The organism is Frankia sp. Cppng1_Ct_nod, assembly GCF_920656135.1.
GTDB lineage: Bacteria > Actinomycetota > Actinomycetes > Frankiales > Frankiaceae > Protofrankia > Protofrankia meridionalis.
In genome coordinates this window covers 1-23725 of the sequence record NZ_CAKKTK010000072.1, presented here as the reverse complement: position 1 = coordinate 23725, position 23725 = coordinate 1, and the positions used below count along the sequence as shown (strand labels likewise).

Here is a 23725-nt window from a genome sequence, read left to right as displayed (position 1 = left end):
CCCCCCTGGCTGGTCACCTCGACATCCAGAGCACGCGCCACGTACCAGTCGTCCTCATGGGTGACAACCGCAGTCAGACGCACCGCTCGCTCCATGCGATCAGCGCAACCACCGAGGAGACGCACTGCGAGGGCAGCCGTTCAATGAGACCCGCCCCTACAGCGGGCTTTCGCCCGCCGCGTGGTCACCGAGGTAGAGGAAACCGTAGGCTTCGTCGCGAAAGGGGATTCCGGCGGCGCGCAGGGCCTCGTCCCAGTCACCCGTGCACGCCGGGTCCGCGCCTTCACTGCCGTGGTCCGCGGTCAGCAGGATGACGGTATGGTCGGTGAGCCCGCGGGCGTCCAGCAGGTCGAGGAACACCCCGAGGCGCCGGTCCGCGTCCGCAAGCGAGGCCCGGGCCTCCGGCGAGAAAGGCCCGCCGCCGTGATGCCCGGTGTCGGTGACGGTGGTGTTCCACCAGGTGAATGCCGGCGGTTCCGCGTCACCGCCCCACAACTGGTCGATCTGCGAGAGACCGATCGCATCCACCTGTGTGGACCAGGCGTAGTCCGGGTCGGCCGCCACCCATTCCTGGGTCGCGTGCGGGTCGTCCCGCGCCGACGGCAGATGGTCGCCCAGCCCACCGGCACCGTCGATACCGCTCATCGCCCGGACCATCCCGAACGTCGAGTATGTCGCGCCCCGGTCGATCGGCTCGTTGACACACGCCGTGGACACACCCGGCCGCGACGCCGCGATCGCCTCGAAAACCGTCCGCACACCCGGCCGGAGCTGGTCGCACGCCACGTGCCAGGTGGCCGCGTCATTGGCTATGACCCGACGGCCGGTCTCCCGGTCGAAGTAGACGTTGTTCAGGATGCCGTGGCGTCCCGGGCCGACGCCGGTGAGCGCCGAGGTGTGGTTCGTCAGGGTCACGCTGGGGAACTCCGCGATGGCACCACCGGTCAGGGCGCATCCCCGCGCCAGCAGCCGGGCCACGGCCGGCAATTCGCCGGTGGCGGCCAGGTGCAGCAGGTCGTTGCAGTTCGCGCCGTCCCAGAGCAGTCCGACGACGTGGCGTGCACCCGGCGCGCACAGGTCCGCGAGCACCCGGCCGTCGACGCCACCGATACCCGAGCCTCCGATACCCGGGCCACCGGCGCCACCGGTTTCCTCACCGTCGTCCATGGACGCGCCGGCAAGCCAGGCCAGGGTCGGCCCGACGTCGACGGTGCGGGCGGCGCGGGCCAGCAGCCCGCGCTCACGAATACCAGCCCCGGACAGCAGCAGTGGTGCCCGGGACTGACCCGCGTCCAGCGACCCGTGTTCACCGAGGTGGCCGCCGCGCTGCGGCCAGTGGTGCGCGGCGCTGTGCACGACGACGACATCGGGTGACCGGGTCGGATCGGCGAAGACGGAGGCCAGCCGCACCCCGGCGAACGGGTAGGAGTTGCGCCTGTTCGGCGGTGACGGGTCGTCCAGCGCCACCTTCAGCGGGCTGCCGTGCATCGGGTCCTGGACGGCCACCGGATCGCGTCCCCACAGCACCTGCCAGGGGCCGGTCGGGTCGGCGAGCAGGAGCCGCGACGAGCCGTCCGCGTTCGCGACGTTGAGCCAACTGTCGCGGGCCCACGCGACGAGGTCCACGATGCCAGCCAGATCCGGCCTGGTCAGGACGGCAACCGCGGCGGACAGGTCAGCGCCGCGAACGGTGCCCGACCTGACCGTAGCGTTGCCCGGTTGCCCGTCGACGTGGTTGTCCATGGCGCTGGATGCGTCCCCGGCGCTTATCTCGACCGGGTGGGTGCGCTGGCTGCTGGGCACGATCGAACACTACCGGCGTCACATGGTCCACGAGAAGACACACGGATCAACGCATCCGGATCACTGCGCGAACAATCCGGTGAAGCTTACCGGGTTTCCTCGTCGCGCAGCGCCTCCAGCGCCTCGCCAAACCGATCGGTGCCGTCGCTTGGCCGCATCCTCGGCCGATATCCGGGCCGTATCGCCAGCCGGGCCCGACCGGACTCGACCAACTGCACCATGATCGGGATCGGAGCTCGGTCCTCGACAGGAACGATTCGAGCGATCGACCGGCCGTACTCGGTCACGTCGATGCCCCCACCATGTTCCACGGTGTATCACAAACTTGTGGCCACCACCCGGACGGAGCGGGTGAAGCCCCCTCCAAGTGGTGGCCATGACAGCAGAGCCGCGTAGGGCATCAGGCGGCGATGCTCTTGCGGGGCCGGCCACGGGGCCGCTTGCGCGGGACGACGGTGCCCGTCACCACGAGCTCACCGCCCCACACGCCCCAGGGCTCGCAACGGTCGAGAGCGGCGGCCAGGCAGGCATGCCGTAGCGGACAGTCACGGCAGACCACCTTCGCGGATTCGACGTCCTGCGGGGACTCGGCGAAGAACAGGTCCGGGTCAACGTCCCAGCAGGGCAGAGCCAGCCGGTCCCGCTCGATCCGGGCGACGATCGAGGGGTCGAACACCGGTGTCACCTCCGACATCGGGAGTGGGTCAGGAAAATCAGTCGGGTGGAACTCGCGGCCGGGTGAAACCGGACGGAAAAACACAAAGGCCGCGGTCCCGTTCGGGATCCGCGGCCTCGAGGTCGGCGCTCGTGGGTGGCTTGTCAGGCCAGGAGCAGACCTCGGGGCGGACCCGGAACATTCAGCGTGGGGTGCATCGCGCGTGCCTGGATGCGGCTGTCGGCGGCCCGGCGAGCAGCATCCAGGCCGGCGGTGGCCGACGCCTGGCGCGCGGCGCCGTCGACCCGAACCGGACCGTCAGCGAACACACCGGCGCCATGGGAGCCGCCGAGGGCCAGGACCCGCTTGAACGTCACCGCCGCGGGCAGCCAGGCTGCCCCACAGTGCTCAAGCCCATGCCGATACATCGGGCAGACGAACGCGTCGACGATCCCCGTGTTCTCCATGGGGATCACCTCCTTCGCGTTCGTGTCAGCGGCAGGCAGCCGCCTCCGGTGCTCGACAACACGGTAGAAGTCGACCTCGACGGTGGCAACTTATTTTCTGCGTCTTCTATTCAGCACCGAGTGTAGCTCCCGGATGGGTCACCCGGTCGACTGCGACGGTGCGGATTCGGGGAGCTCACGCCCGTCGACAAGGGCAAGAACGTCCTCGCCGTAACGGTCGAGTTTGGCCTGGCCGATCCCAGGGATGCTCACCAGCTCCGGGACGCTGGTGGGACGGCGCTCGGCGATCGCCATCAGGGTCGCGTCGGTGAACACCACATAGGCCGGCGCTCCCTGCTCCTTCGCCCGGGTCGACCGCCAGGCTCGCAGCCGGTCGAACAATGCCTGGTCGACATCGCCCGGACAGTCGTCGCACCTACCCACCCGGGCCGCGGGGCCCGCGAGCGGACGCCCGCACACCCGGCACCGCACCGCGGCGCGGTTACGCGAGCGTTGCCCGCCGCCGACGGGCTCCCCCGGACCGGAACCAGCCGCCCCCGACCGCGCCTGCCCACCCGCCGACGCGCCGGAACGCGGCATGAGCCCGTCGAGGAAACGCGACGGTCGGCGGGACCTGCGACCGCCCTCGTTGCGGGCCAGCGCCCACGACAGGGTCAGATGCTCCCGGGCCCGGGTGATACCGACGTAGAGCAGGCGGCGTTCCTCCTCGATCTGCGCCGGGGTCTGCGCATGGATGATCGGCAACGTGCCCTCGACGAGACCGACCAGGAACACCGCGTCCCACTCGAGGCCCTTTGCCGCGTGCAGCGAGGCGAGCGTCACCCCTTCGACCGTGGGGATGTGCTGGTGCGCGGCGCGGTCGGCAAGGTCGGCGACGAACCGGTCGAGGCCGGCACCCGGATCGGCGGCTGCCATGTCGTCGGCGAGCCGCGCAAGCGCGGCCAGGTTCTCCCACCGTTCCCGCTCGGCGCCCGAGCCGCTCGGAGGGTCGCCCGCCCGCCAGCCCACCGCGGCGAGGACATCCGCGACCTGGGCGGTCAGGCCCTCGGGTCGGTCGCCCTCGGCCGAGCGGACAGCGGCCCTCAACAGCCGGATGGCCTCGCCCACCTCGGGCCGGTCGAAGAACCGCTCGCCACCGCGGACCAGGTAGGGGATGCCGGCGGCGGCGATCGCGGTCTCGTACGCCTCGGACTGGGCGTTGACCCGGTACAGCACGGCGACCTCGCTGGCTGCCACGCCCGCGTCCATGAGCGCGCGGATGCGGCGGGTGACCGCGACCGCCTCCTCGGGTTCGCTGTCGCGCTCGGCGAAGACCGGCACGGGGCCGTCCGGGCGTTGCGCGACAAGTTTCAGCGGCTCCCGCCGGGACGCGACGGGAACCGCACCGGGCGTCCTGGCGCTATCACCGACCGTGCCGGCACGCGCGATCAGCCCGTTGGCCAGGGCGACCACCTGTGGGGTGGAGCGGTAGTCCCGGACAAGCCGCACCACCTGAGCTTCCGGAAAGCGACGAGGAAACTCCAGCAGGTAACGTGGGGATGCTCCGGTGAACGAGTAGATCGTCTGGTTCGCGTCCCCGACCACGCAGAGGCTGTCCCGCTCGCCGACCCACGCCTCGAGGAGACGCTGTTGCAGGGGGTTGACGTCCTGGTACTCGTCCACCACGAAGTGGCGGTAGCGGGCCCGCAGCTCGTCCGCGACCCAACGGTGTTCCTCGATCACAGCCGCGGTCAGCAGCAGCAGATCGTCGAAGTCGAGCACGCCCGCGTCCCGTTTCGCCTCCTCGTAGGCGGCGTAGAGGCGGGCGATCACCTCGGCGGGATGGGTGGTCTCACGTGCCGCGGCTGCCGCGGCGGCCGGGTAACCGTCGGGGGTGAGCAGCGTGGCCTTCGCCCATTCGACCTCGGAGGTGAGGTCCCGCAGTTCCGTCCGGCTCGGCGAGAGGCGCACCCGGTTCGCCGCCCGGGCGACCAGCCCGATCTTGCTCTCCACCAGCCGGGGCAGGGCCGCTCCCGCGACCTTGGGCCAGAAGTAGCCGAGCTGCTTCAACGCGGCCGCGTGGAAGGTGCGCGCCTGGACCCCGCCCGCGCCGAGCTCCCGCAAGCGCCCGCGCAGCTCACCCGCGGCACGCGTGGTGAAGGTCACGGCAAGCACCTGACCGGCGGGTACCACCCCGGCTCCGACCAGGTAGCCGATCCGATGCGTGATCGTCCGAGTCTTGCCGGTGCCCGCACCCGCCAGCACGCAGACCGGGCCGACCGGGGCGAGCACCGCGAGCCGCTGCTCCGGATCGAGCGCGTCGACCAGCGCGCCGGCGTCGCCGGACGCCCGTTGCCCGTGCACGGAGACGTCCGGCACCGACTCGGTGGGGTCTTCGATGGTCGAACGGGCCATGAAGGGACGGTAGCCGCGGCCACCGACGGGAAGCGATACGGACACTCCACGGTTGTGAAGATTTGTTCCACCATGGCCACAGAAAGGGCTGTTCGTGCTGACGATCTATTCAACACCGTGGTGCGGCTACTGCGTTCGCCTCAAGCGTCAACTCGACACGGCGGGTCTGCCGTACGAGGCTGTGGACATCGAGCAGAACCCGGAGGCCGAGCAGATCGTCCGAGCGGCGAACAACGGCAACGCAACCGTGCCCACCGTCGTCTTCGCCGACGGGACCGTGATGACGAACCCGAGCTTGCGCCAGGTTACCGAGAAGGTCACTTCTGCCGCATAAAGGATACGCAGAGCGACAGTCGGCCGGCTGTTCCAGCCGGCCTGACGCCCGGCGAGCCGGATCAGGGGACGGTCTCCGTCACTGCCCGTGAAGTTTGTGGGAGAGTTCGGGCTGTGTCGTCAGTACCTTCAGCACGTACGTGGAGCGCGGTCGATGTCGCGCTGGCGGCCGCGGGTGCCATCCATCGGATGGAAGCGACGGGCTTCGTGGTCCTGTCGGCCTCAACCGCGACCTACCAGCGGACGATGGGGACCCTGCCCGGCCTCGACGCGGGCCTGACCCTGCCGCGGGCCGAGACGGTCGGCGGGCGGATGCTCGACGGCGCGCCCGTCGCACTGGCGGACGTGGGCGATGACCCCATGTTCGCCGGTACGGAGGAGCCGTCCCGCCTCGGAGTGCGCGGCTATGTCGCCATCCCGGTACTCGGTGAGGACGGACGGTTATATGGCCTGCTTGTCGGGCTTGACCGGCGGCCTGTGACGCTCGCCACGTCCGCGATCACCCTGCTGCGCGGGATCGCGGACGGGCTCGGCACGGTGATCGGCGAGGCCGAACGCGCCGAGGCCGTCCAGGCGGAGGGTCACACACCTGCCGGCCGCCGGGAGATGCAGCTGCGCAGGTCCCCGACCGGATGGACGGTGGAGGGTCCCGGCGATGAAATCCGGCCGGTCGGCGACCTGCTGTCCGCGATGGTCCTCGCCGACCTGCTCGCCGAGGACCTCGCCCCGCCCGGTCGGCCCCGACGTCCCGACCACGAGCTGACCGAGGTCGAGCAACTACGGCTGTCCGTGGTCCAGCTGGAGCACGCGCTCGCGTCGCGGGTCATCGTCGAACAGGCGATCGGCGTACTGGCCGAACGTCACCGCATCCGTCCGCGGGAGGCGTTCGAACGGCTCCGGCGAACCGCCCGCGGCATGGGACGGCGTGTACACGACCTGGCCCGGCAGGTGGTCGATTCGGTCTCCGACCCGCGGGCCGTCCTACCCGGGGAACTGGCCGGTCGAGGCGGTGCCGGCCCTCGACCGGCACCGCCTCGGGTCAACCAGTCCCGCCGCTGATCGAGTGGGTCCCGGTCAGCGGTCAGCGGTCAGCGGTCGGTGGACCGGTCGGTGGTGACCTCGACGACGCCCCCGACCATGGAGGAGATCTTCTCCGCGTCCCCTACCAGCACGGTGACCAGCCTCGTCGGCGCGAGGACCCTCGCGGACACGGCCAGCACATCCTGCGGCGTCACCTTCGCAAGGGCAGCCGGGTGATCATGCAGATAGTCCACTCCGATGCCCGCGCCGGCCAGTGCCGACAGCGTCGACGCGAGCCCCACCCCGGTCGCGGTCGACAGCGCCAACGTCCCGACGGCGTACTGCCGGGCCGCGTCAAGCTCCTCGGTCGACACGGGCAGTACGGCCATCCGCCCGAGTTCGTAGAAGATCTCAAGCAGCGCCGGGCCGGTCACTTCGGTCGCCACGTCCGCCGCCACCGTGAAACGGGAGCCGGCGACCGGATAGTCGACCGAGCTGCGCGGCGAGTAAGTGTACCCCTTGTCCTCCCGGATGTTGGATACCAGGCGTGAGCTGAAGTAGCCGCCGAAGATGGTGCTGGCGAGCCGCTGCGCGGCGTAGGCGGGGTCGTGGCGGTCCACGGCCGGGCCACCGATGCGGATGTTCGTCTGCACCGCGCCAGGCCGATCGATGATCACTACTGGCCCTGGGCGCAGCACGGGCAGCGGTGGTGTCGGGTCCGCGGCCGCCCCCTTCCACGAACCGAGCGCCGCTTCCACCCGGTCCAGCGCGGCCTGCGGTTCGACATCTCCGACCAGGGTCAGGATCGCGCCTACCGGTGACATGCGCTCGGCGTGCAGCGTCCGTATCTCGGTCTCGGTCACCTGCGCCACCACGTCCGGCGGGGGCGCGTCAGTGCCATAGGGATGGCTGCCGTACAGCCGGCGCAGCAGCCCGTTACGCGCGATCATCGCGGGCTGACTGTGGGCAATCGTGACTTCTTCGACCAGCCGGTCCCGTTCACCCGCGAACTCGCTCGACGGATACGCCGCCCCGGTCAGCACCTCGGCGACCAGCTCCAGCAGTGCAACGAGGTTGGTCGCGAGGGCGGAGCCCACCACCGCGAGCCGGTCGGCGTCCACCCCGGTCGACAGCGCTCCGCCAAGCGCCTGGACGGTCGTGGCGAGCTCGAGACGGTCCCGCAGCTGCGTCCCGGTGAACAGGGTCTGGGAGAGTAGTTCGGCGCGCGCCGGGTGGGCCGCGCCCTGCCCGGTGAACGGGATCCGCAGCCGCACCTCGACCAGTGGCACGGTCGCGCGCCGGACCACCAGCACCCGCAGGCCGTTCGGGAGCGTCCGCTCGGCCACCGTGGGAAGTGCGGCCGCCATGGTCGGTGCGACCGCGGGAATAACGCCGGGACTCCTCGCCACGATGGCACCGGATGATGTCGAAACGGTTGCGGCGGTCACCGCGACCTCCCGTTCTCAGCGAAGTATCCGGCGCGGCCCGGCCGGCTCATGCGGCCCGGCCGGCTGGTGAAGTCCGGCCGGCTCACGAAATGGCGCCGGCGCGCAGTTCCAGCACCGCCCGGCCCTGAGCGCGCAGCCCGGCCGCGGCTGCCCGCACGCTGTCCGAGGTCACCGCCGCGACCAGCCCGGGAAGCTCGTTGAGCAGTTCAGGGCGTCCACGATGCAGCTCGAAGGCGGCCATTGTGAGTGCCCGTCCGAGTGCGTCATCGGCCTCACGCAGCAGACCCGAGGCGATCCGGGCCTGCACGCGCGCAAGCTCGCCGGGCTCCAGGCCGTCGGTGGCGATGCGGTCGAGTTCCTCGTCCACGGCTGCCAGGATCGCCTCGGGCGTCGACTCCGCCGGATGCCGGGCCTCGAATGTCAGCAGCAGCGGATCCCGCTGGTCGAACGGGTCACCGAAAGTGCCGAGGTAGGTGCTCACACCGATCACCGACCGGTCCTTCTGCACGAGCCGACGCTCCAGGCGGCTCGCGTCACCGGCGGACAGGACGTAGGTGAGCACGTCGTAGGCCAGGAACTCCGGCAGGTTCACCGCGGGGTCGGGCACCCGGTATCCGACGGCGAGGGCGGGCCGGGGCGCCAGCGGATCGGTCAGGACCGATCGCCGGTCCTCGGTGCGCATCGGCTCGGCGAAGCTCGGGCGCACCGGTACGGGACGGGCGGGGATGTCGGCGAAGTAGCGCTGGACCAGTCGCAGCGTGTTCTCCACGTCGATGTCACCGACAACGGTGAGCACGGCGTTACCCGGCGCGTAGTACTTGTCGAAGAAGTCCTCGGCGTCGTCCAGGCTCGCGGCCTCGAGCTCATGGAAGTCCCCGTAGCCGTTGTGGGCGTTCGGGAAGGTGTCGAACGCGACCGGCGGGAGGGTGATCCACGGGAAGCCACCGTAGGGGCGGTTCATGACGTTCACACGAATCTCTTCCTGAACCACCGCGATCTGGTTGTCCAGGTTCTCCCGGGTGATCCTGGGGGCACGCATCCGGTCGGCCTCGAGGAACAGGGCACGTTCCAGCGCCCCGGACGGCAGAAGCTCGTAGTAGTCGGTGTGATCCGGATGGGTGGACCCGTTGAAGGTGCCCCCGGCTGCCTGCACGTACTTCGGGTGCTCGGCCTTACCGACATTTTCGCTGCCCTGGAACATCAGATGTTCGAACAGGTGCGCGAAACCGGTGCGTCCTTCCGGTTCGGACCGGAAACCGACGTCGTAGTGGACGGCCACGGCGACAACCGGAGCTGTGCGATCCGGAGCCAGTACAACGCGCAGACCATTCGCGAGGGAGGTCTTTTCAACCGTGTAGGAGGGCGCCGGCAACGAAACGGCGGTCGCGTTCGTCTCGGTTCGAGGGGGCACGACTGGCAACGCTACTGCGCCCGGACCGCTCACGGTCCGAGTCCTGGATGATCCGCGCCACAGGACCACGCGCGCCGGGATCTGTTGCTTCCGCAGAATGCCGTCCGGATCTCTCACACAGGTCCCGGCTCCCGGCGGCGCGCGCCCACCGCGGGTGCCGCCGGGCAATGCCGGGTGGCTCGCGCGACCAGCAGCGGATCATCCCTTCGCCCCGGTCAGGGCAGGTTGCGGTTTCCCGCCGCAGCCACCACCAGGACGAGAACCGCCGCCACGCCGACCTGCAACGCAACCGTGAGGAACCATCCGGCGTCGATCCCGCTGGCCACGATCAGGCCGATCGCTGCGCCGACGAGACCGACGAGAATCGTCATCAGGCAGCCGATCGCCTGCCGGCCCGGCACGACCAGGCGCGCGAGGCCGCCGATGACGATTCCGGTGACCACGGCGCTGAACAGACCAGTAGGTGCATCCACGGAGTCGATTATTCCTGGAGGACAGCGCGGCGCAATGTTGATCGATGCCCACCGGGGCCTGCCGAAAAGGCAACGGGCAACGGGCCGCCACGGCGGCAAACGCATCCGTCCGGACCAACCGCTCTGTATCAACGGCGGCTTTCTACGTGTCGGGGGATGACCTGCCGGCCTACCGGGCCGTCCGGAGTAGAGTCCGACCCGTGCAAACTGTTCCAGGAGGACAGTTTCCTTCTGACCTTGCCGATGCCCTGCGGCTGGAGCTCACGACCCTTGGCGACGATCTGATAGCAGCTATCGCGCGTGAGGTGCCGGCCTACGCGCGTCCGTTGGAAGGCGCCTTCGGCCGCGGGGTCCGCCAGGGTGTCGAGGAAGCTCTGCTGCGTTTTCTCACGGTGGTCGACACGAATTCCGACGGGCCGCTCGACCTCGCCGCCAGCCACGAGGTCTACGTCCGGCTGGGACGCGGCGAATTCCGTGCCGGGCGCTCGTTGGACACCCTCCTCGGCGCCTACCGGGTCGGCGCCCGGGTCGCCTGGCGCCGGCTCGCCGAAGCGGCGAGCCGTGGCGGGCTGGACGCCGACGGGCTGGTGTCGCTGGCCGAGACCATGTTCGCCTACATCGACGGGATCTCCGGCGCCACCGCCGAGGGCTACGCCGAGGAGCAGTCCGAGGCGGCCAGCGAACGCGGCCGGCTGTGGGACCGGCTCGGCGAACTGATGCTGTCGGGCGGCAGTCCTGCGACGATCGAACAGACCGCCCGCGTGGCCTCCTACCGGTTACCCGACGTGGTCGCCGCGATCCTCCTACCCGACGCCGCCGGCAGGGCCACCCAACCCGACGGCGGTGAGCCGACCGGTGAGCCGACCGGTGAGCCGACCGGTGAACGGGGTAACCGGCGTGTCACCTGCCTCACCCTGCCGCCCGACACCCCCCGCACCATCCAGGGCGAGGACACCTGGATGTTCGTCGGCGACCCCGTCGGCCCAGGGCGGCGGAGCTGGCTGGAGCGGGCGCTCGCCGGGCTCGGCGCGGTCGTCGGTCCGGCCGTTGCGTGGCAGGACGCGTCCGCGAGCGCGGCCAGGGCCGCGTTCGCCCGGACGGCCCGGGACACCGGGACGTTGGCGGGCGTGCCGGCAACCCCCGGCGGGACGCTGTTCACCGACGATCACCTCGCGCAGCTGCTGCTCGCCCGGGATCCTGGGCTGCTCGCCGACCTCGCGAGCCGCCGGCTCGCCCCGCTGGACGGGCTGCCCGCCCGTGTTCGCACGCGCCTGGCGGAAACCCTGCTGCTGTGGCTGCGGCTGCGGGGGCAACGCGGCCGGATCGCCACCGAGCTCCAGGTGCACCCGCAGACGATCCGCTACCGGCTGAATCAGCTGCGTGCACTGTTCGGCGACGGCCTGGACGATCCGGACGTCCGCTTCGAGCTCGAACTCGTCCTGCGCGCCGGCCTGCGCCCGCCGGCCGACCGTGCGGTGGCGGCCGGCACCGGCAGCACCGGCAATCGGTAACGCGCCGTATACACTTGCGTGTACCGCGATGCGGCGTACCTCGGACGGTCCCCGTGCCTCGGTGTCCCCGTGCCTCAGGCGGGGGTGGGTTTCGGGCCGGTGCTGCGCATGTTGACGAGCCGGCCGAGGAGATCGAACCAGAACGGCGCGCCGAGCGAGAGCGCGAGGGTGGTGAACAGCCAGCCGAGTATCTTCAGCACCCAGCCGCCCGCGTCCCCGGGGACCCGCCGCGGGTCCGCGCTGTCGGAGTCCGCGGCGCTCCAGCCCAGCGGCAGGCGCAACGCCGCCGCGTCCCGGACCGCGTCCACCGCCCGGTTCGCGGCATCCTCGGCACCGGCGGTGGGTGTGGTGTTCGCGGCGTTCGAAACCAGCTGGGTGGACACGGCCTCGACCGCGGCGGTACGCAGCGACCGGTTCTGCCACAACGCGTTGGTGAGCGCTACCGCGTCCAGGTTCAGGACCAGGGTGAGAAGCAGCGCGTACACGAGCAGGAACCGCTGGACTCGCCTCTTGTACCAGCCGGAGAGCCTGTCCATGGTGTCGTCGTACCATCCGGCGAGCTCGGCGATGATCCGGTCGCGGTCGTGACCCGCGCGAGTGACGATGCCGGTCAGCACCGGCCGCAGCGGCGAGTCCGCGGGCAGCTTGGCCACCTCGGCCAGGAGCGATCCGACCGGTTCCGAAGAGGCAAGCCCGACGATGGACGCGGCGAGTCTGCGGTTGTCCTCGGTCGCCGCCGGGCATGTGGCAAGGGCGTCGGACAGCGCGGCGGCCGTGGTGTCGGTGAGTGACCGGTGTGCCTCGTCGAATGCCGGACGGGCGGTGTCGGGGATCGTGGTGTGGTCCATCCGGCTGAGCAGCACCCGCGCGGGGGGCTCCACCATGTCGAGCACACCGCGGGCGAAGGCGGCCGACGGGATGTAGGACGGCAGGCGCACATGACGGGCACGCCGCCACGCGCTGCGTACGACGGACACGGCCCCGAGGTCGGGTACCGGACCCGCATGCCCGCCTGAGCGCAGCCCCCGCAGCGGGCCGTCGAGGAGCTGGGCCGTCCGGCTCGTGTCCGCGGTCGTGCCGGTGTGGTCGACCGGCTCGTCGCCGAAGATGCGGCGCAGTTCGGCCTCGAGCTGCCGGCCGCGGTATCCCATCAACCCGAACACGGTCTCATTGATGCGGGAGACCGCGACGCTGCCGATGGCGAACACCAGGATGAGACCGATCGGAACATCCACGATGGCCGAGTCCGGCACGCCTTACCCCCGTTGACGAACAGTCGCGACACACCCGTCCGGGTGTTACGACCGGTAAGGTCACGCTCGCCGGCTTTACACCCTGTGCGCATCTGGCGGTGCGAAGACTACTGTGTCCCGATCCGGACGGTGGCAGTGGGCCGTCGATGTTCGCGACCGTCTCCCCCGCGGACGGGAACATGCCGCACGAGCGCACAGGAAATTCACAGGAAACGCATGGCCGCGCCACAGGTGACGTCGTCACCGTGTTTGCATGACTGCCATGGTGTTATCCCCCGACGGGTCGGGAACCCCCGGCGGGTCGGCCGGCGACGCGGCCCAGCCGGCGGCCCAGTCGGCCCTGACCGCGCGCCGGACGCTCCCCGCGCTGCGCCGCGCGGACGGTACGACGCTGCGGGTGCTCGTCGTCGATGACGAGCCCGCACTGTCCGAGCTGTTGTCGATGGCGTTGCGCTATGAGGGCTGGGATGTCCGCATGGCCGGGGACGGGCTCGGCGCGGTGCGCGCGGCCCGGGAGTTCCGCCCGGACGCGGTGGTGCTGGACGTGATGCTGCCCGACATCGACGGTCTGGAGGTGCTGCGCCGTCTGCGGGCGCAGGACACCGACGTTCCGGTGCTGTTCCTGACCGCGCGGGACGCGGTGGAGGACCGCATCGCAGGGATCACTGCCGGCGGGGACGACTACGTGACCAAGCCGTTCAGCCTGGAGGAGGTCGTCGCCCGGCTCCGCGGACTGATGCGCCGGGCCGGTGCGGCATCCCAGCGCACCTCCTCCGAGCTGGTCGTCGGCGACCTCGCCCTGGACGAGGACAGTCATGAGGTGCGGCGTGGCGACAACCGGATCGAACTCACGGCCACCGAGTTCGAGCTGTTGCGGTTCCTGATGCGCAATCCGCGTCGGGTGCTGAGTAAGAGCCAGATCCTCGACCGGGTCTGGAACTACGACTTCGGGGGCCAGGCCAACGTTGTCGAGCTCTACATCTCCTACCTACGGAAGAAGATCGACGCCGGTCGCGCACCGATGATCCACACCGTGCGAGGTGCCGGGTACGTCCTGAAGCCCGGCGAGAAGTAGCCGTGAGTAGTCGGCGGCGGCGGGTCGGGTGGTCGCTTCGGACCCGCCTCGTCGCGGGCCTGGTCAGCCTGCTCGCGGCGATGTGCCTAGTGGTGGGAGTCGTCACCGAGGTCGCGCTGCAGCACATCCTGGTGGGACGTCTGGACGCCCAACTCGTCGCCGCTGTCGGCCGCTCCCAGGATGCCTTCGACCAGCGTCCGGGGAACCCCGATGGCACGCCGGAGCCATCGGCCGGGACCACCGGTGTCCGTCCGGACTTCCTGCTGCCACCGGGCCAGTCCGCGGGCACGCTGGGAGCCCGGCTGACCGCCGGCGTGGTCGCAAGGGCTGGGATCATCAGTGACAACGGCTCGCTCCAGCCTCTGGACACGACGGCCGCGGCGGCTCTGAGCGCGGTCCCTGCCGACGAACGTCCGCATACCCGCACGATCGGCGGCAACGGGGAGTTCCGGGTGATCGCCCGCCGGATGCCGGACGGGGACGTGCTCCTCACCGGGCTTCCGCTGCGCCCCGTCCAGGCGACGCTGTACCAACTGGCCGCCGTCGAAGCCGCCGTCGCCGGGATCGGCCTGCTCGCCACCGGGTTCGCCGGCACCACCATCGTCCGCCTCGCACTACGCCCGCTGCGACGGGTCGCGACCACCGCGAGGCGGGTCACCCGACTTCCCCTGGACCGCGGCGAGGTCGCCCTGGCCGAACGCGTCCCGGAAGCGGACACCGACCCGCGCACCGAGGTCGGGCAGGTCGGGGCGGCGCTCAACAGCATGCTCGGCCATGTCGCCGCAGCGCTCACCGCACGTCAGGCCAGCGAGATGAAGGTCCGCCAGTTCGTCGCGGACGCCAGCCACGAACTGCGGACCCCACTGGCGGCCATCCGCGGATACGCCGAGCTGACCCGCCGCGGCCGTGACCGGGTACCCCCCGACGTCGCCCACGCGCTCAGCCGGGTGGAGTCCGAAGCGACCAGGATGACCAGCCTGGTCGAGGACCTGCTCCTGCTCGCGCGGCTGGACACCGGCCGTCCCCTCGACGCCGAGCCGGTCGACCTGTCCCTGCTCGTCATGGACGCGGTGAGCGACGCGCACGCCGCCGGGCCCGACCACCGTTGGCAGCTCGACCTGCCCGACGAGCCACTGATCGTCACCGGGGACGCGGCCCGCCTGCACCAGGTGCTGGCGAACCTGCTCGCCAACGCCCGCACCCACACCCCGCCGGGCACGGTGGTCACCGCGAGCCTCACCGCCCGCTCCCCCGACACGGCCGTCCTCGCCGTCCTCGATGACGGACCGGGCATCCCGCCCGACCTTCTGCCGTCCGTGTTCGAACGGTTCGCCCGCGGCGACAGCTCGCGCTCCCGCGCGGCCGGAAGCACCGGGCTGGGTCTCGCCATCGTCAACGCCGTCGTCACCGCCCATCACGGCAGCGTCGGCGTAACGAGCCGCCCTGGTCAGACCGCGTTCATCGTGCGCCTGCCCATGCACATTCCCGCCCCGGAGCCGGTAGCGCCGGTGCTGCCGGTGCTGCCGGTGCTACCGGTGCTACCGGTGCCCGCCGAGGTCCCCGTACCCCGCCGATAACCCCCCGGCGCCCCAGGTCACAGGCAGGCTCGGTCACAGACAGGCTCATAGGAAAGGCACAGGTACGGCACAAGGAGCCGACAGCTCCCGGACCGACCGTAGGTACATGCCCACCGTGACCTTCACCCCGCAGGACGCGAGCGGTCGGACCGCCCCACAGCCCACCCGCAAGCCCGTCCCGGCGGCCCACCCCGCGCCAGTGCTGGACGTGGTCATCCCCGTCTACAACGAGCAGGCCGACCTGGAGCCGTGCGTACGTCGCCTGCACACACACCTGACCAGGACCTTCCCGTACCCCTTTCGGATCACGATCGCCGACAACGCCAGCATCGACGCGACCCTCGCCATCGCGGAGACGCTGCAGGCCGCCATCGCCGAGGTCGCCGTCGTACATCTCGATCAGAAGGGCCGCGGGCGCGCCCTGCATGCGGTCTGGTCGGCGTCCGACGCCCCGGTGCTGGCCTACATGGACGTCGACCTGTCCACGGACCTGGCTGCGCTGTTGCCACTGGTCGCCCCACTGATCTCCGGGCATTCCGACCTCGCGATCGGAACCCGCCTGTCGCGCGACTCACGGGTCGTTCGCGGCGCCAAACGGGAGGTGATCTCCCGCTGCTACAACCTCATCCTGCGCAGCACGCTCGCCGCCCGGTTCTCCGACGCTCAGTGTGGCTTCAAGGCCATCCGCTCCGACATCGCCGCACAGCTACTTCCGCTGATCGAGGACACCGGCTGGTTCTTCGACACGGAGCTGCTGGTTCTCGCCGAGCGGGCCGGGCTGCGGATCCACGAGGTTCCGGTGGACTGGGTCGACGATCCCGACAGCCGCGTCGACGTCAGGAGCACCGCCCTGGCCGATCTCAAAGGCGTCGTCCGGGTCGGACGCGCCCTGGCCACCGGAGCCCTGCCCGTCAGCGACCTGCGCCGCCAGCTCGGACGCGCACCGCTGGAACCGTCCGTCCCCGGCGTGCCGGTCGGTCTGCCCAGGCAACTGGTGCGGTTCACCGGCATCGGGGTGGCAAGCACCCTGGCCTACCTGATCCTGTTCCTGCTGCTGCGCGGGGTGGCGGGCGCCCAGGCCGCGAACCTGCTCGCGCTGCTGCTCACCGCGGTCGCGAACACCGCCGCAAACCGGCGGTTGACCTTCGGCGTGCGAGGCCGCACCCGCGCCGGCCGCCACCAACTCGAGGGCCTTGTCGTCTTCGGCCTGGGACTCGGACTCACCAGCGGGTCGCTGGCCGCTCTCAACGCGCTGGCCAACCACCCCGGACGGCTGCTGGAGCTCGGCGTCCTGGTCGGCGCCAACCTCACCGCGACAGTGCTGCGGTTCCTGCTGCTGCGCGCCTGGGTCTTCCATCCGCGCCGCCAGCAGGCATGAGCCCGCCCGCAGACGCCGCATTCCGACAGCGCCCCCAGAGCACGTCGTCCACCACATACCGATCGGAGAGCCGCCTGTGTCCGCCTCGACTCTGCTTCCCCCGGCCAACCCGCCGGAGCAGCATCCGGATCAACATCCCGAGCACGACGGCGAGGAGCGTCCGCCCGGCGCGAAACAGGGCCTGCCGCGAGGACGCCGGAACAACCCCCTGCGGGCCCGATCAGCTCTACACCGTGTGGGCCTTCGGTGGCGCGAGGAAGGCTATGATCGGGCCACCTTCGGCCAGCTACTCGGCCTGCTTACCGCCACCGCCGTCCTCTACCTGTGGAATCTCGGGGCCTCCGGCAACGCCAACGACTTCTATGCCGCCGCCGTACAGGCCGGCACGAAGAGCTGGAAGGCGTTCTTCTTCGGCTCCTTCGACTCGTCCAACTTCATCACCGTCGACAAGCCACCGGCGTCCCTGTGGATGATGGAGCTGTCCGGACGGATCTTCGGGTTCTCCTCCTGGAGCATGCTCGCCCCACAGGCGCTCGAAGGCATCGCCGCGGTAGGGCTGCTGTACGCGACCGTGCGCCGATGGTCGGGGCCGACCGCCGGCCTGCTGGCCGGCACGGCGCTGGCCCTCACCCCGGCCGCGGCCCTGATGTTCCGGTTCGACAACCCGGATGCGCTTCTCGTCCTGCTCCTGGTCGCCGGTGCGTACTGCACGGTGCGGGCGGTCGAGTCGGCCAGCACGAAATGGCTTGCGCTGGCCGGGGTCGCCCTCGGATTCGGCTTCCTCACCAAGATGGGCCAGGCACTGCTCGTCGTCCCCGCGTTCGGCCTCACCTACCTGATCGCCGCCCCGACCGGGCTGCGACGCCGCATCGTCCAGCTTCTCGCCTCCGTCTGCGCACTCGTCGCCTCGGCGGGCTGGTGGGTCGCGATCGTGTCACTGTGGCCGGCGTCCTCCCGCCCGTACATCGGCGGGTCGACGAACAACAGCGTGTTGGAGCTGGCATTCGGTTACAACGGCCTCGGCCGGTTGTTCGGTGGCGCCGGTAACGGTGGTGGTGGAGCCGGTGGTGGAGGAGGAGGCGGCGGCGGAGGCGGCGGCTTCGGCGGTGCCACCGGCCTGACCCGGCTGTTCCGCTCGGAAATGGGCCTGGAGATCTCCTGGCTGCTCCCCACGGCACTGCTCAGCCTGCTCGCCGGCCTGTGGCTCACCCGCCGGGCACCGCGCACCGACCGCACCCGGGCCGCGCTCGTCCTCTGGGGCGGCTGGCTGCTCGTGACAGGGATCGTGTTCAGCTACATGCAGGGCACCATTCACCCCTACTACACGATCGCGCTCGCTCCGGCCGTCGCCGCGCTGGTAGCGGTCACCGGACGACTGCTGTGGGACCGGCGGGAGACCTGGTTCGCCCGCGTTGCGGCGTCCGTGCTCGTCTCGGTAACCGCGGGCTGGAGTTACAGCCTGCTCGACCGCACCCCCGACTGGACCCCGTGGCTGCGCTATGCAGTGCTTGTCCTCGCCGCGGTCGCCGTCGCCGGGCTGCTGGCCGGCGGACATCTCCTGCGCAGGGGCGCGATCGTGATCGCGACAGCAGCATTGCTCACGGGTCTCGCCGGCACAGCCGGCTATGCCGTCAGCACCACCTCGCACTCGCACTCCGGCCCCATCCCGACGGTCGGGCCGGGCAGTACCAGTTCCATGGGCGGCCCCGGCGGCGGCGCTCCGGGCGGGATGCCCTCCGGCGGGAGGTCGTCCGGAGGAGGACCGTCCGCGGGTGGCACCCCTGCGGGAGGCTTCGGGGCAGGCGGTACCACGACCAGCGGCACGACCAGCGGCACGACCAGCGGCACGACCGGTTCGTCCAGCACATCCTCCGGCCCCACCGGCGGATTCGGTGGGATGGGTGGATTCGGCGGAGCGGACGGCCAGACAGCCAACGCCGAGCTGGTGGCACTGCTGCGGAAGACCACCAACACCTGGGCCGCGGCCACGGTCGGCTCCCAGACCGCCGGTCCCCTTGAGCTCTCCAGCGGTAAGGCGGTCATGTCCATCGGCGGGTTCAACGGCAGCGACGCCACACCCACCCTCGCGGCCTTCCAGGCCTACGTCGCCGCCGGAAAGATCCACTACTTCATCGCCGGCTCGGGAGGGGGGATGGGCGGCCCGACCAGCAACGGCACCGGCAGCGAGATCACCAGCTGGGTCAAGGGGCACTTCACCTCGACGACGGTCGGCGGTCAGACCGTCTACGACCTGACGCAACAAACCAGTTAGGAACACTGTAGGTGGAAACCGTCACTATCACGAAGGTTTCCACCTACAGACACGTTCAGGCGGAGGACAGCGACACCGATGGCGCACAGCAAACGCACAGCCAGCACCCAGGCCGCACCCAGGCCCACCTGATTACCTGTTCCCAGAACAGAAAGCCAGTTTGACCGAAGGAGATCGTCATGGGTTCAGCGCATTCAGCTTCCAGCACTGTCCGGGAAAACGGTCGGCACATCCCCAATGCCTTTGTGCGCGGCATGGCTGCCGCTGGAATCGCGCTGGTGGCGGTATTCTCCGCGGCAGCCGCAAGCGACCTGAGCACGGCTGGGACACCGCTCATACTCAGTGCGGTGTCGAACACCACGACGACATCAGGTACCGCCACGATCTCACGTGACTCCTCGTACCTGCCGCTGGTGCGGATCGCCTGACCACCCGCTGATGACGACATCAGAAGCTACCGGGCCTCGGCTTCCGACGGCCGGGCGCCGGCCAGATTCTGATTTATTCCTCTTCCCAGACCTCGGGTCAGATGGACGTGGTGGCGGGCGGCCAGCGGAAGTGGGCCGGTGTCAACGTCGACGAAGCGGGTGTTCTTACGAACCTGATATACCCAGCTCTTGCTGACTTTGAGTCCCTGGGCGGCCAGCAACGCCACGGCTGCGGCAGCCGACCCGCCGGTCTGTTCCAGCGCGTGAACGATGGCATCGCGTTTTCCGGTGGCGTCCAACGCCGTGGACACGACTTCGGTGGAAGGCGGCTCTGCGGAAGGCGGCTCTGCGGAAGGCGAGAAGGATTCCATTGCGGCGCCACCGTCCATGTCGTCCCTACCATCGTGCTCCTTGTCACCCGGGTCAGCGGTACCGGGCGCCGGTGGAGGAGGAAACAGCAGTGCCAATCCAGGCCTTGGCTGTTTCTCCCGCGGCACCGGGACGCTGACGGCGGCGCTGGTCTGGTACGGCTGGAGGGTGGATCTACGGCGGGCAGGGTGGATCTGGCGCATCAGCAGTTCATAGGAGCCGAGCAGGGCCAGCGGAGGCCAGCCCGCGATGACCCGCGCCGCCAGGGTCGGATCGGCGTGCAGGACGTTGGCCGCCAGCGACGCGCATGCGCCCAACACGAGCAGAATGTAGGACAGCCAGGACCGGCCCCGGCCACGGCGCCGGTCCGCCAGCATCGCCATGGATGCGGCCACGATCAGCCCGTCCACGCTGAATGGCAGGACCGCCGCGGTCATGGAGTCCTCCCCATGCTCAAGCGCGACACCGCGCATGTGGCGGTAGGAGACGAACGCGGCGACCGCCGCAACCGTGGCCACCGCCGCAACCGTCGTTACCCGAATGGCCCGCTCCGCCAGCAGGTCCGACTGCCCACCCCGTGACACGGGTTGACCATCGACCACAACAGATCCCCTTCCATCCCCTCCTGAACCGCGTGTACCGCGCATCCGCCATCCTGACGTGCCCCTGTCCGGAATCTCCGACATCCGGCGGGACTCCGGTGTGTTCGCTCCACCACGTCACAACGATGCGACGCTGGCGAGCCATTGCATCCGCCTACGGCGGTGGACTCGGGATCTTCTGGTCACAACCAGCAACCAGACTGACGACAACGAGGCCCCCGTTGTCGTCCTACGAGAAGCCGGTCACCTGTACTCGCAACCCCATACCTTGATCCACACCCCTATTGCTGGGCGCTCTAAGCTTGATTTTTAACCTGCTTGATCTGCTTGCTTCTTTCCGCCGCGCCGGGGCATGTCCGCTTTGCGCTGCTTCTTCCCGACGGGGTGGCGGGGCGCGGGGGTGGAGGTACGGCCCTTGGGCCGGGCCGGGCGGGTTTCGGCGCGCTGGCCGGAATCCCGGCCGCGCGGCGGATGCGGCGAAAACCCCGGCGGACCCGGGCGGGGATGAGCCTGTCCGGGGTGAGGGGTTTCTCCCAGGGGTGGCGCAGGTCGTCGGTGAGATGCCGGGCGAGACGCAGCTGGGTGTAGACGGCGATCAGCAGCCAGGCCCAGCGATCGGCCTGCTCACCGCTGCGCACGCGAGGCCGGGTCAACCCGAGGGTCTGCTTCCAGAAACGAAAGACATGTTCAAGATCGAACCTGCGGAGGTAGGTCCGCCACAGCAGCTCCAGATCGCAGGCCGCCGGATCGGGGCAGCTGAACCACAACCACAGCGGCTGGGGAGTACGGCTGTGGGGCAGATGGTCGACGGTGACGTGGACGACGGTGCCCGCCACGATGGGCAGGCCGCCGGTGTGATCGGCCCAGGACGAGCGGCGCTCCAGTTTCGGATGCAGCCCTCCCCAGCAGCGGGCGATCACTGTCCCGAACCGGGTGTGGCTGCCGGTGGCCGTCTGGTCGGGCAGGTGCCAGCTGGCGGGGTCGGCGAACCTGAACTGCGCTCCGTGGCGGGGTGGACGGCCGGGCTTGCCGTCCCGGCGCCCGGCCGGGGCGGGGGTGTACATCACCCGGTCGGCGCGGACACGTCCCAGGAGCCGCACGGGTTCCTCACGCAACAGCCAGGTCAACCGCACGAGGTCGTAGCCGGCATCGCACACGATGAGCACCGGCGGGTCGCCCGCGCACCACTGCCCGGCGGCGGTCAGACGTTGAAGCAGATCGCGGATCTGCGTGGCGGTGACCTCGGTGGGATCGTCGGTGGGGCGCAGGCGCACGAGGTCGAGCGGGGCGGTCCACGACGTCCGACCCCGGCCGAGCGCGGCGATCACCGAGTAGGGCCAGCCCGGGATGGTCTGCCGGGTGCCGTCACAGCGACACGACCGGTGGCAGTGCAGCCCGGTCAACGACAGTTCCGGCAGGGACACCACCGGCCCGTCACTGCATAACACCGCATCGCACAGCTCGAACAAGGCATCGCCTCGCCGAGGCAGACAGCGATACAACTCCGACCGGAACCCGATCAGCCGGTCAAGACAGACCACACGGTCACTCTCGACCACCACGGATACCCCTGGCACACTTGGCCGCACGGCCACCCCCATCCTCCGAAGTCTGATTCACTCCGAAGGATCACGGGTGGCCGTCTGCGTGTGGCTACTTCACCCCGTCAGACCACATCCCGGCCACACACCCCAGGCCCGAGGTTAAAAATCAAGCTAAGCGGGCTTGCGGTAGATGTGGACCCAGTCGATGTGCATGGTGACGCACGGCGGGGTGTTCGCGTCCCGGCACGACGCCGCGGCGCAGTCCTTGTCGATTTGCAACGCCAGGTGCATCGGGGATGTGCCCGGGATCGGGTTGGCGCCGGACGAGGGCCGGCTAACCGTGTAAACGACGGCGCCGTCGATGGAGAAGGTGATCCGGTCGGGTAGCCACTCGACGGCGACGGTCCGCCACTGTGTCAGGTCGGCGGTGAGAGTTGTTTTCATGACGGCGTTGTCGGGGCCGTTGTGCACGGACAGGCCGATCTTCGGCCGGGTGTTGGCGGGTGCTTCGAGGAAACCGATCGACCCGTCGGGGGGTACATGTTCGGACTGCGGCCACAGCATCGCCACGGCGGAGTAGCCCGCGCCCGTGTCGACACGGATCCGGGCTTCCCAGCGGCCGTAGAGCTGGTTGAGCGTGGTCGCGACACCGCCGGTGAGGTCCCGGCCCTGCGGGTCGAGGCCACCGCGTAGCTGCAGCTCCCCGCCGTTCATCTCCACCCGGTCCCGGGAGCGGGCCTGGGTCGGGTCACCCGGGGAGTCGTAGATGAACCAGTTGCGGGTGTCGGGGGACGACCCGGTGAAGTCGTCGGCGAACACGGGTGCCCCCCAGCCGGAGCCGGCCGCCGGGGACGCGACCGCCGCGGCGAGGACCACAGCCGGCACGGTCGACGCCGGGGCAGATGCCGGGGCAGATGGCAGGAGGCTCCCGGTCGGCGAGGGTGATGTCACCGAGGCCGCGCCGGTCGGCACCAGCCCGCCCGTCGCGGCCTTCCCCGCTGCCCCGGCCAGCGGCGCACCGGGCACCGCGGCTGCCGACGGCGGGGACGAGGTCCCACACTGACCGAGCAGGACAGCCGTCGTGATGGCGGCGACGCCAAGGGGCAGGGGCAGCAGCCGGCCGATATGGAGCCGTGGCTGTGCGCGTCGCTTCGAAGACATAGTCGTGCCCCACCTGTCGGGCAGCCCAGGGTGTTGGCCCGCGTATCGGATGCTTCCGGCTATCACGGCAAGCCAAGCGAAACACTCGAAGGGTAAGCAACCCCTCGCTCATCGCGAGGAACACAACAGGTGAACATGTCATTCCCGAGGGTGGTGTTTTTCGAGCGCGGCATCGTGCCGACCGGTCATGCAGTGCGGCGTACCGGTCGGCCAACAGGGCGGCCGCCGGGTACTCCTGGTGGTCACTACCACCGCCCGCCCGGGTGTCGGGCTCGCCGAGGGTCTGCGCCCGCCCGGGTATCGGGAAGCGTCTCTGTAGGTGGAAACAGTCGCCCGGATGACGGAAACCACCTACTCCTGCTCGCGGGCCGCTCCGAGTGGCGTCCGCTCGTGTTCCGCGGGGCGCACCGGTCGCGCTAGGCCTACGTCAGGGTGGCTGGATGCTCACTTTCCGCGTTAGGGTTGTACGGTTCACGACGATTGTTGGGTTTCAACCCTGTTCTGCTCGTGACTCCACACGGTCGATCATTGGTGGTGGCGTTGGGACGTCC

General features: G+C 70.1%; 19 protein-coding genes. 8 read left to right on the top strand and 11 right to left on the bottom strand.

The window, feature by feature from the left end:
* Window positions 1-156: 156 nt before the first annotated feature.
* From NBW77_RS17710 to NBW77_RS17695, 4 genes are all read right to left on the bottom strand, one after another.
* Window positions 157-1743 (bottom strand): alkaline phosphatase family protein, encoded by a 1587-nt coding sequence (locus tag NBW77_RS17710; RefSeq protein WP_502799499.1) that lies wholly within the window; start codon window positions 1741-1743, stop codon window positions 157-159.
* A gap of 460 nt (window positions 1744-2203) precedes the next feature.
* The gene (locus tag NBW77_RS17705) at window positions 2204-2497 is read right to left on the bottom strand and encodes a WhiB family transcriptional regulator (RefSeq protein ID WP_131745528.1); all 294 of its coding nucleotides are present in this window, start codon (window positions 2495-2497) and stop codon (window positions 2204-2206) included.
* Window positions 2498-2622: 125 nt separating this feature from the next.
* Window positions 2623-2925 carry a hypothetical protein gene (locus tag NBW77_RS17700; protein ID WP_131745527.1) on the bottom strand — a complete coding sequence of 101 codons (303 nt, stop codon included), beginning with the start codon at window positions 2923-2925 and terminating at the stop codon, window positions 2623-2625.
* Window positions 2926-3063: 138 nt separating this feature from the next.
* Window positions 3064-5319: an ATP-dependent DNA helicase UvrD2 gene (locus NBW77_RS17695; protein WP_250280030.1), complete on the bottom strand. Its 2256-nt coding sequence runs from the start codon at window positions 5317-5319 to the stop codon at window positions 3064-3066.
* A gap of 94 nt (window positions 5320-5413) precedes the next feature.
* Between NBW77_RS17695 and NBW77_RS17690 the strand changes: the two genes are divergently transcribed.
* A complete protein-coding gene (locus tag NBW77_RS17690; protein ID WP_131745526.1) occupies window positions 5414-5653 on the top strand; it encodes a mycoredoxin in 240 nt (79 codons plus the stop codon).
* 113 nt (window positions 5654-5766) lie between these two features.
* The gene (locus tag NBW77_RS17685) at window positions 5767-6711 is read left to right on the top strand and encodes a GAF and ANTAR domain-containing protein (RefSeq protein ID WP_131745525.1); all 945 of its coding nucleotides are present in this window, start codon (window positions 5767-5769) and stop codon (window positions 6709-6711) included.
* A 29-nt stretch (window positions 6712-6740) separates the two neighbouring features.
* Here NBW77_RS17685 and NBW77_RS17680 read toward each other — a convergent pair whose 3' ends face one another.
* The 3 genes from NBW77_RS17680 to NBW77_RS17670 form a co-directional block, all read right to left on the bottom strand.
* On the bottom strand, window positions 6741-8120 hold the full coding sequence (locus NBW77_RS17680; protein ID WP_250280029.1) for a M16 family metallopeptidase: 1380 nt from the start codon (window positions 8118-8120) through the stop codon (window positions 6741-6743).
* A gap of 82 nt (window positions 8121-8202) precedes the next feature.
* Window positions 8203-9492: a M16 family metallopeptidase gene (locus NBW77_RS17675; RefSeq protein ID WP_250280032.1), complete on the bottom strand. Its 1290-nt coding sequence runs from the start codon at window positions 9490-9492 to the stop codon at window positions 8203-8205.
* A 254-nt stretch (window positions 9493-9746) separates the two neighbouring features.
* Complete coding sequence (locus tag NBW77_RS17670; protein WP_131745524.1) at window positions 9747-10004, bottom strand: GlsB/YeaQ/YmgE family stress response membrane protein; 258 nt, start codon at window positions 10002-10004, stop codon at window positions 9747-9749.
* A 200-nt stretch (window positions 10005-10204) separates the two neighbouring features.
* Between NBW77_RS17670 and NBW77_RS17665 the strand changes: the two genes are divergently transcribed.
* A complete protein-coding gene (locus NBW77_RS17665; protein ID WP_250280028.1) occupies window positions 10205-11515 on the top strand; it encodes a helix-turn-helix domain-containing protein in 1311 nt (436 codons plus the stop codon).
* 74 nt (window positions 11516-11589) lie between these two features.
* Here NBW77_RS17665 and NBW77_RS17660 read toward each other — a convergent pair whose 3' ends face one another.
* On the bottom strand, window positions 11590-12750 hold the full coding sequence (locus NBW77_RS17660) for a hypothetical protein (RefSeq protein WP_242605601.1): 1161 nt from the start codon (window positions 12748-12750) through the stop codon (window positions 11590-11592).
* Window positions 12751-13030: 280 nt separating this feature from the next.
* Here NBW77_RS17660 and NBW77_RS17655 point away from each other — a divergent pair, with 280 nt between their 5' ends.
* The 5 genes from NBW77_RS17655 (at window position 13031) to NBW77_RS17635 (ending at window position 19498) form a co-directional block, all read left to right on the top strand.
* Window positions 13031-13843 carry a response regulator transcription factor gene (locus NBW77_RS17655; RefSeq protein ID WP_131745522.1) on the top strand — a complete coding sequence of 271 codons (813 nt, stop codon included), beginning with the start codon at window positions 13031-13033 and terminating at the stop codon, window positions 13841-13843.
* Window positions 13844-13845: 2 nt separating this feature from the next.
* The gene (locus NBW77_RS17650; RefSeq protein WP_242605600.1) at window positions 13846-15420 is read left to right on the top strand and encodes a sensor histidine kinase; all 1575 of its coding nucleotides are present in this window, start codon (window positions 13846-13848) and stop codon (window positions 15418-15420) included.
* A 106-nt stretch (window positions 15421-15526) separates the two neighbouring features.
* Window positions 15527-16798: a bifunctional glycosyltransferase family 2/GtrA family protein gene (locus tag NBW77_RS17645; protein ID WP_131745521.1), complete on the top strand. Its 1272-nt coding sequence runs from the start codon at window positions 15527-15529 to the stop codon at window positions 16796-16798.
* Between the two features lie 76 nt (window positions 16799-16874).
* Window positions 16875-19070 carry an ArnT family glycosyltransferase gene (locus NBW77_RS17640; protein ID WP_242605599.1) on the top strand — a complete coding sequence of 732 codons (2196 nt, stop codon included), beginning with the start codon at window positions 16875-16877 and terminating at the stop codon, window positions 19068-19070.
* 179 nt (window positions 19071-19249) lie between these two features.
* Window positions 19250-19498: a hypothetical protein gene (locus NBW77_RS17635; RefSeq protein ID WP_250280027.1), complete on the top strand. Its 249-nt coding sequence runs from the start codon at window positions 19250-19252 to the stop codon at window positions 19496-19498.
* Window positions 19499-19524: 26 nt separating this feature from the next.
* Here NBW77_RS17635 and NBW77_RS17630 read toward each other — a convergent pair whose 3' ends face one another.
* The 3 genes from NBW77_RS17630 to NBW77_RS17620 form a co-directional block, all read right to left on the bottom strand.
* Window positions 19525-20451: a DUF2637 domain-containing protein gene (locus NBW77_RS17630; RefSeq protein WP_242605598.1), complete on the bottom strand. Its 927-nt coding sequence runs from the start codon at window positions 20449-20451 to the stop codon at window positions 19525-19527.
* Between the two features lie 314 nt (window positions 20452-20765).
* Window positions 20766-22058, bottom strand: a complete 1293-nt coding sequence (locus NBW77_RS17625; protein ID WP_165485845.1) for a transposase — start codon at window positions 22056-22058, stop codon at window positions 20766-20768.
* A 126-nt stretch (window positions 22059-22184) separates the two neighbouring features.
* On the bottom strand, window positions 22185-23174 hold the full coding sequence (locus NBW77_RS17620) for a glycoside hydrolase family 16 protein (protein ID WP_131745518.1): 990 nt from the start codon (window positions 23172-23174) through the stop codon (window positions 22185-22187).
* Window positions 23175-23725: the final 551 nt, after the last annotated feature.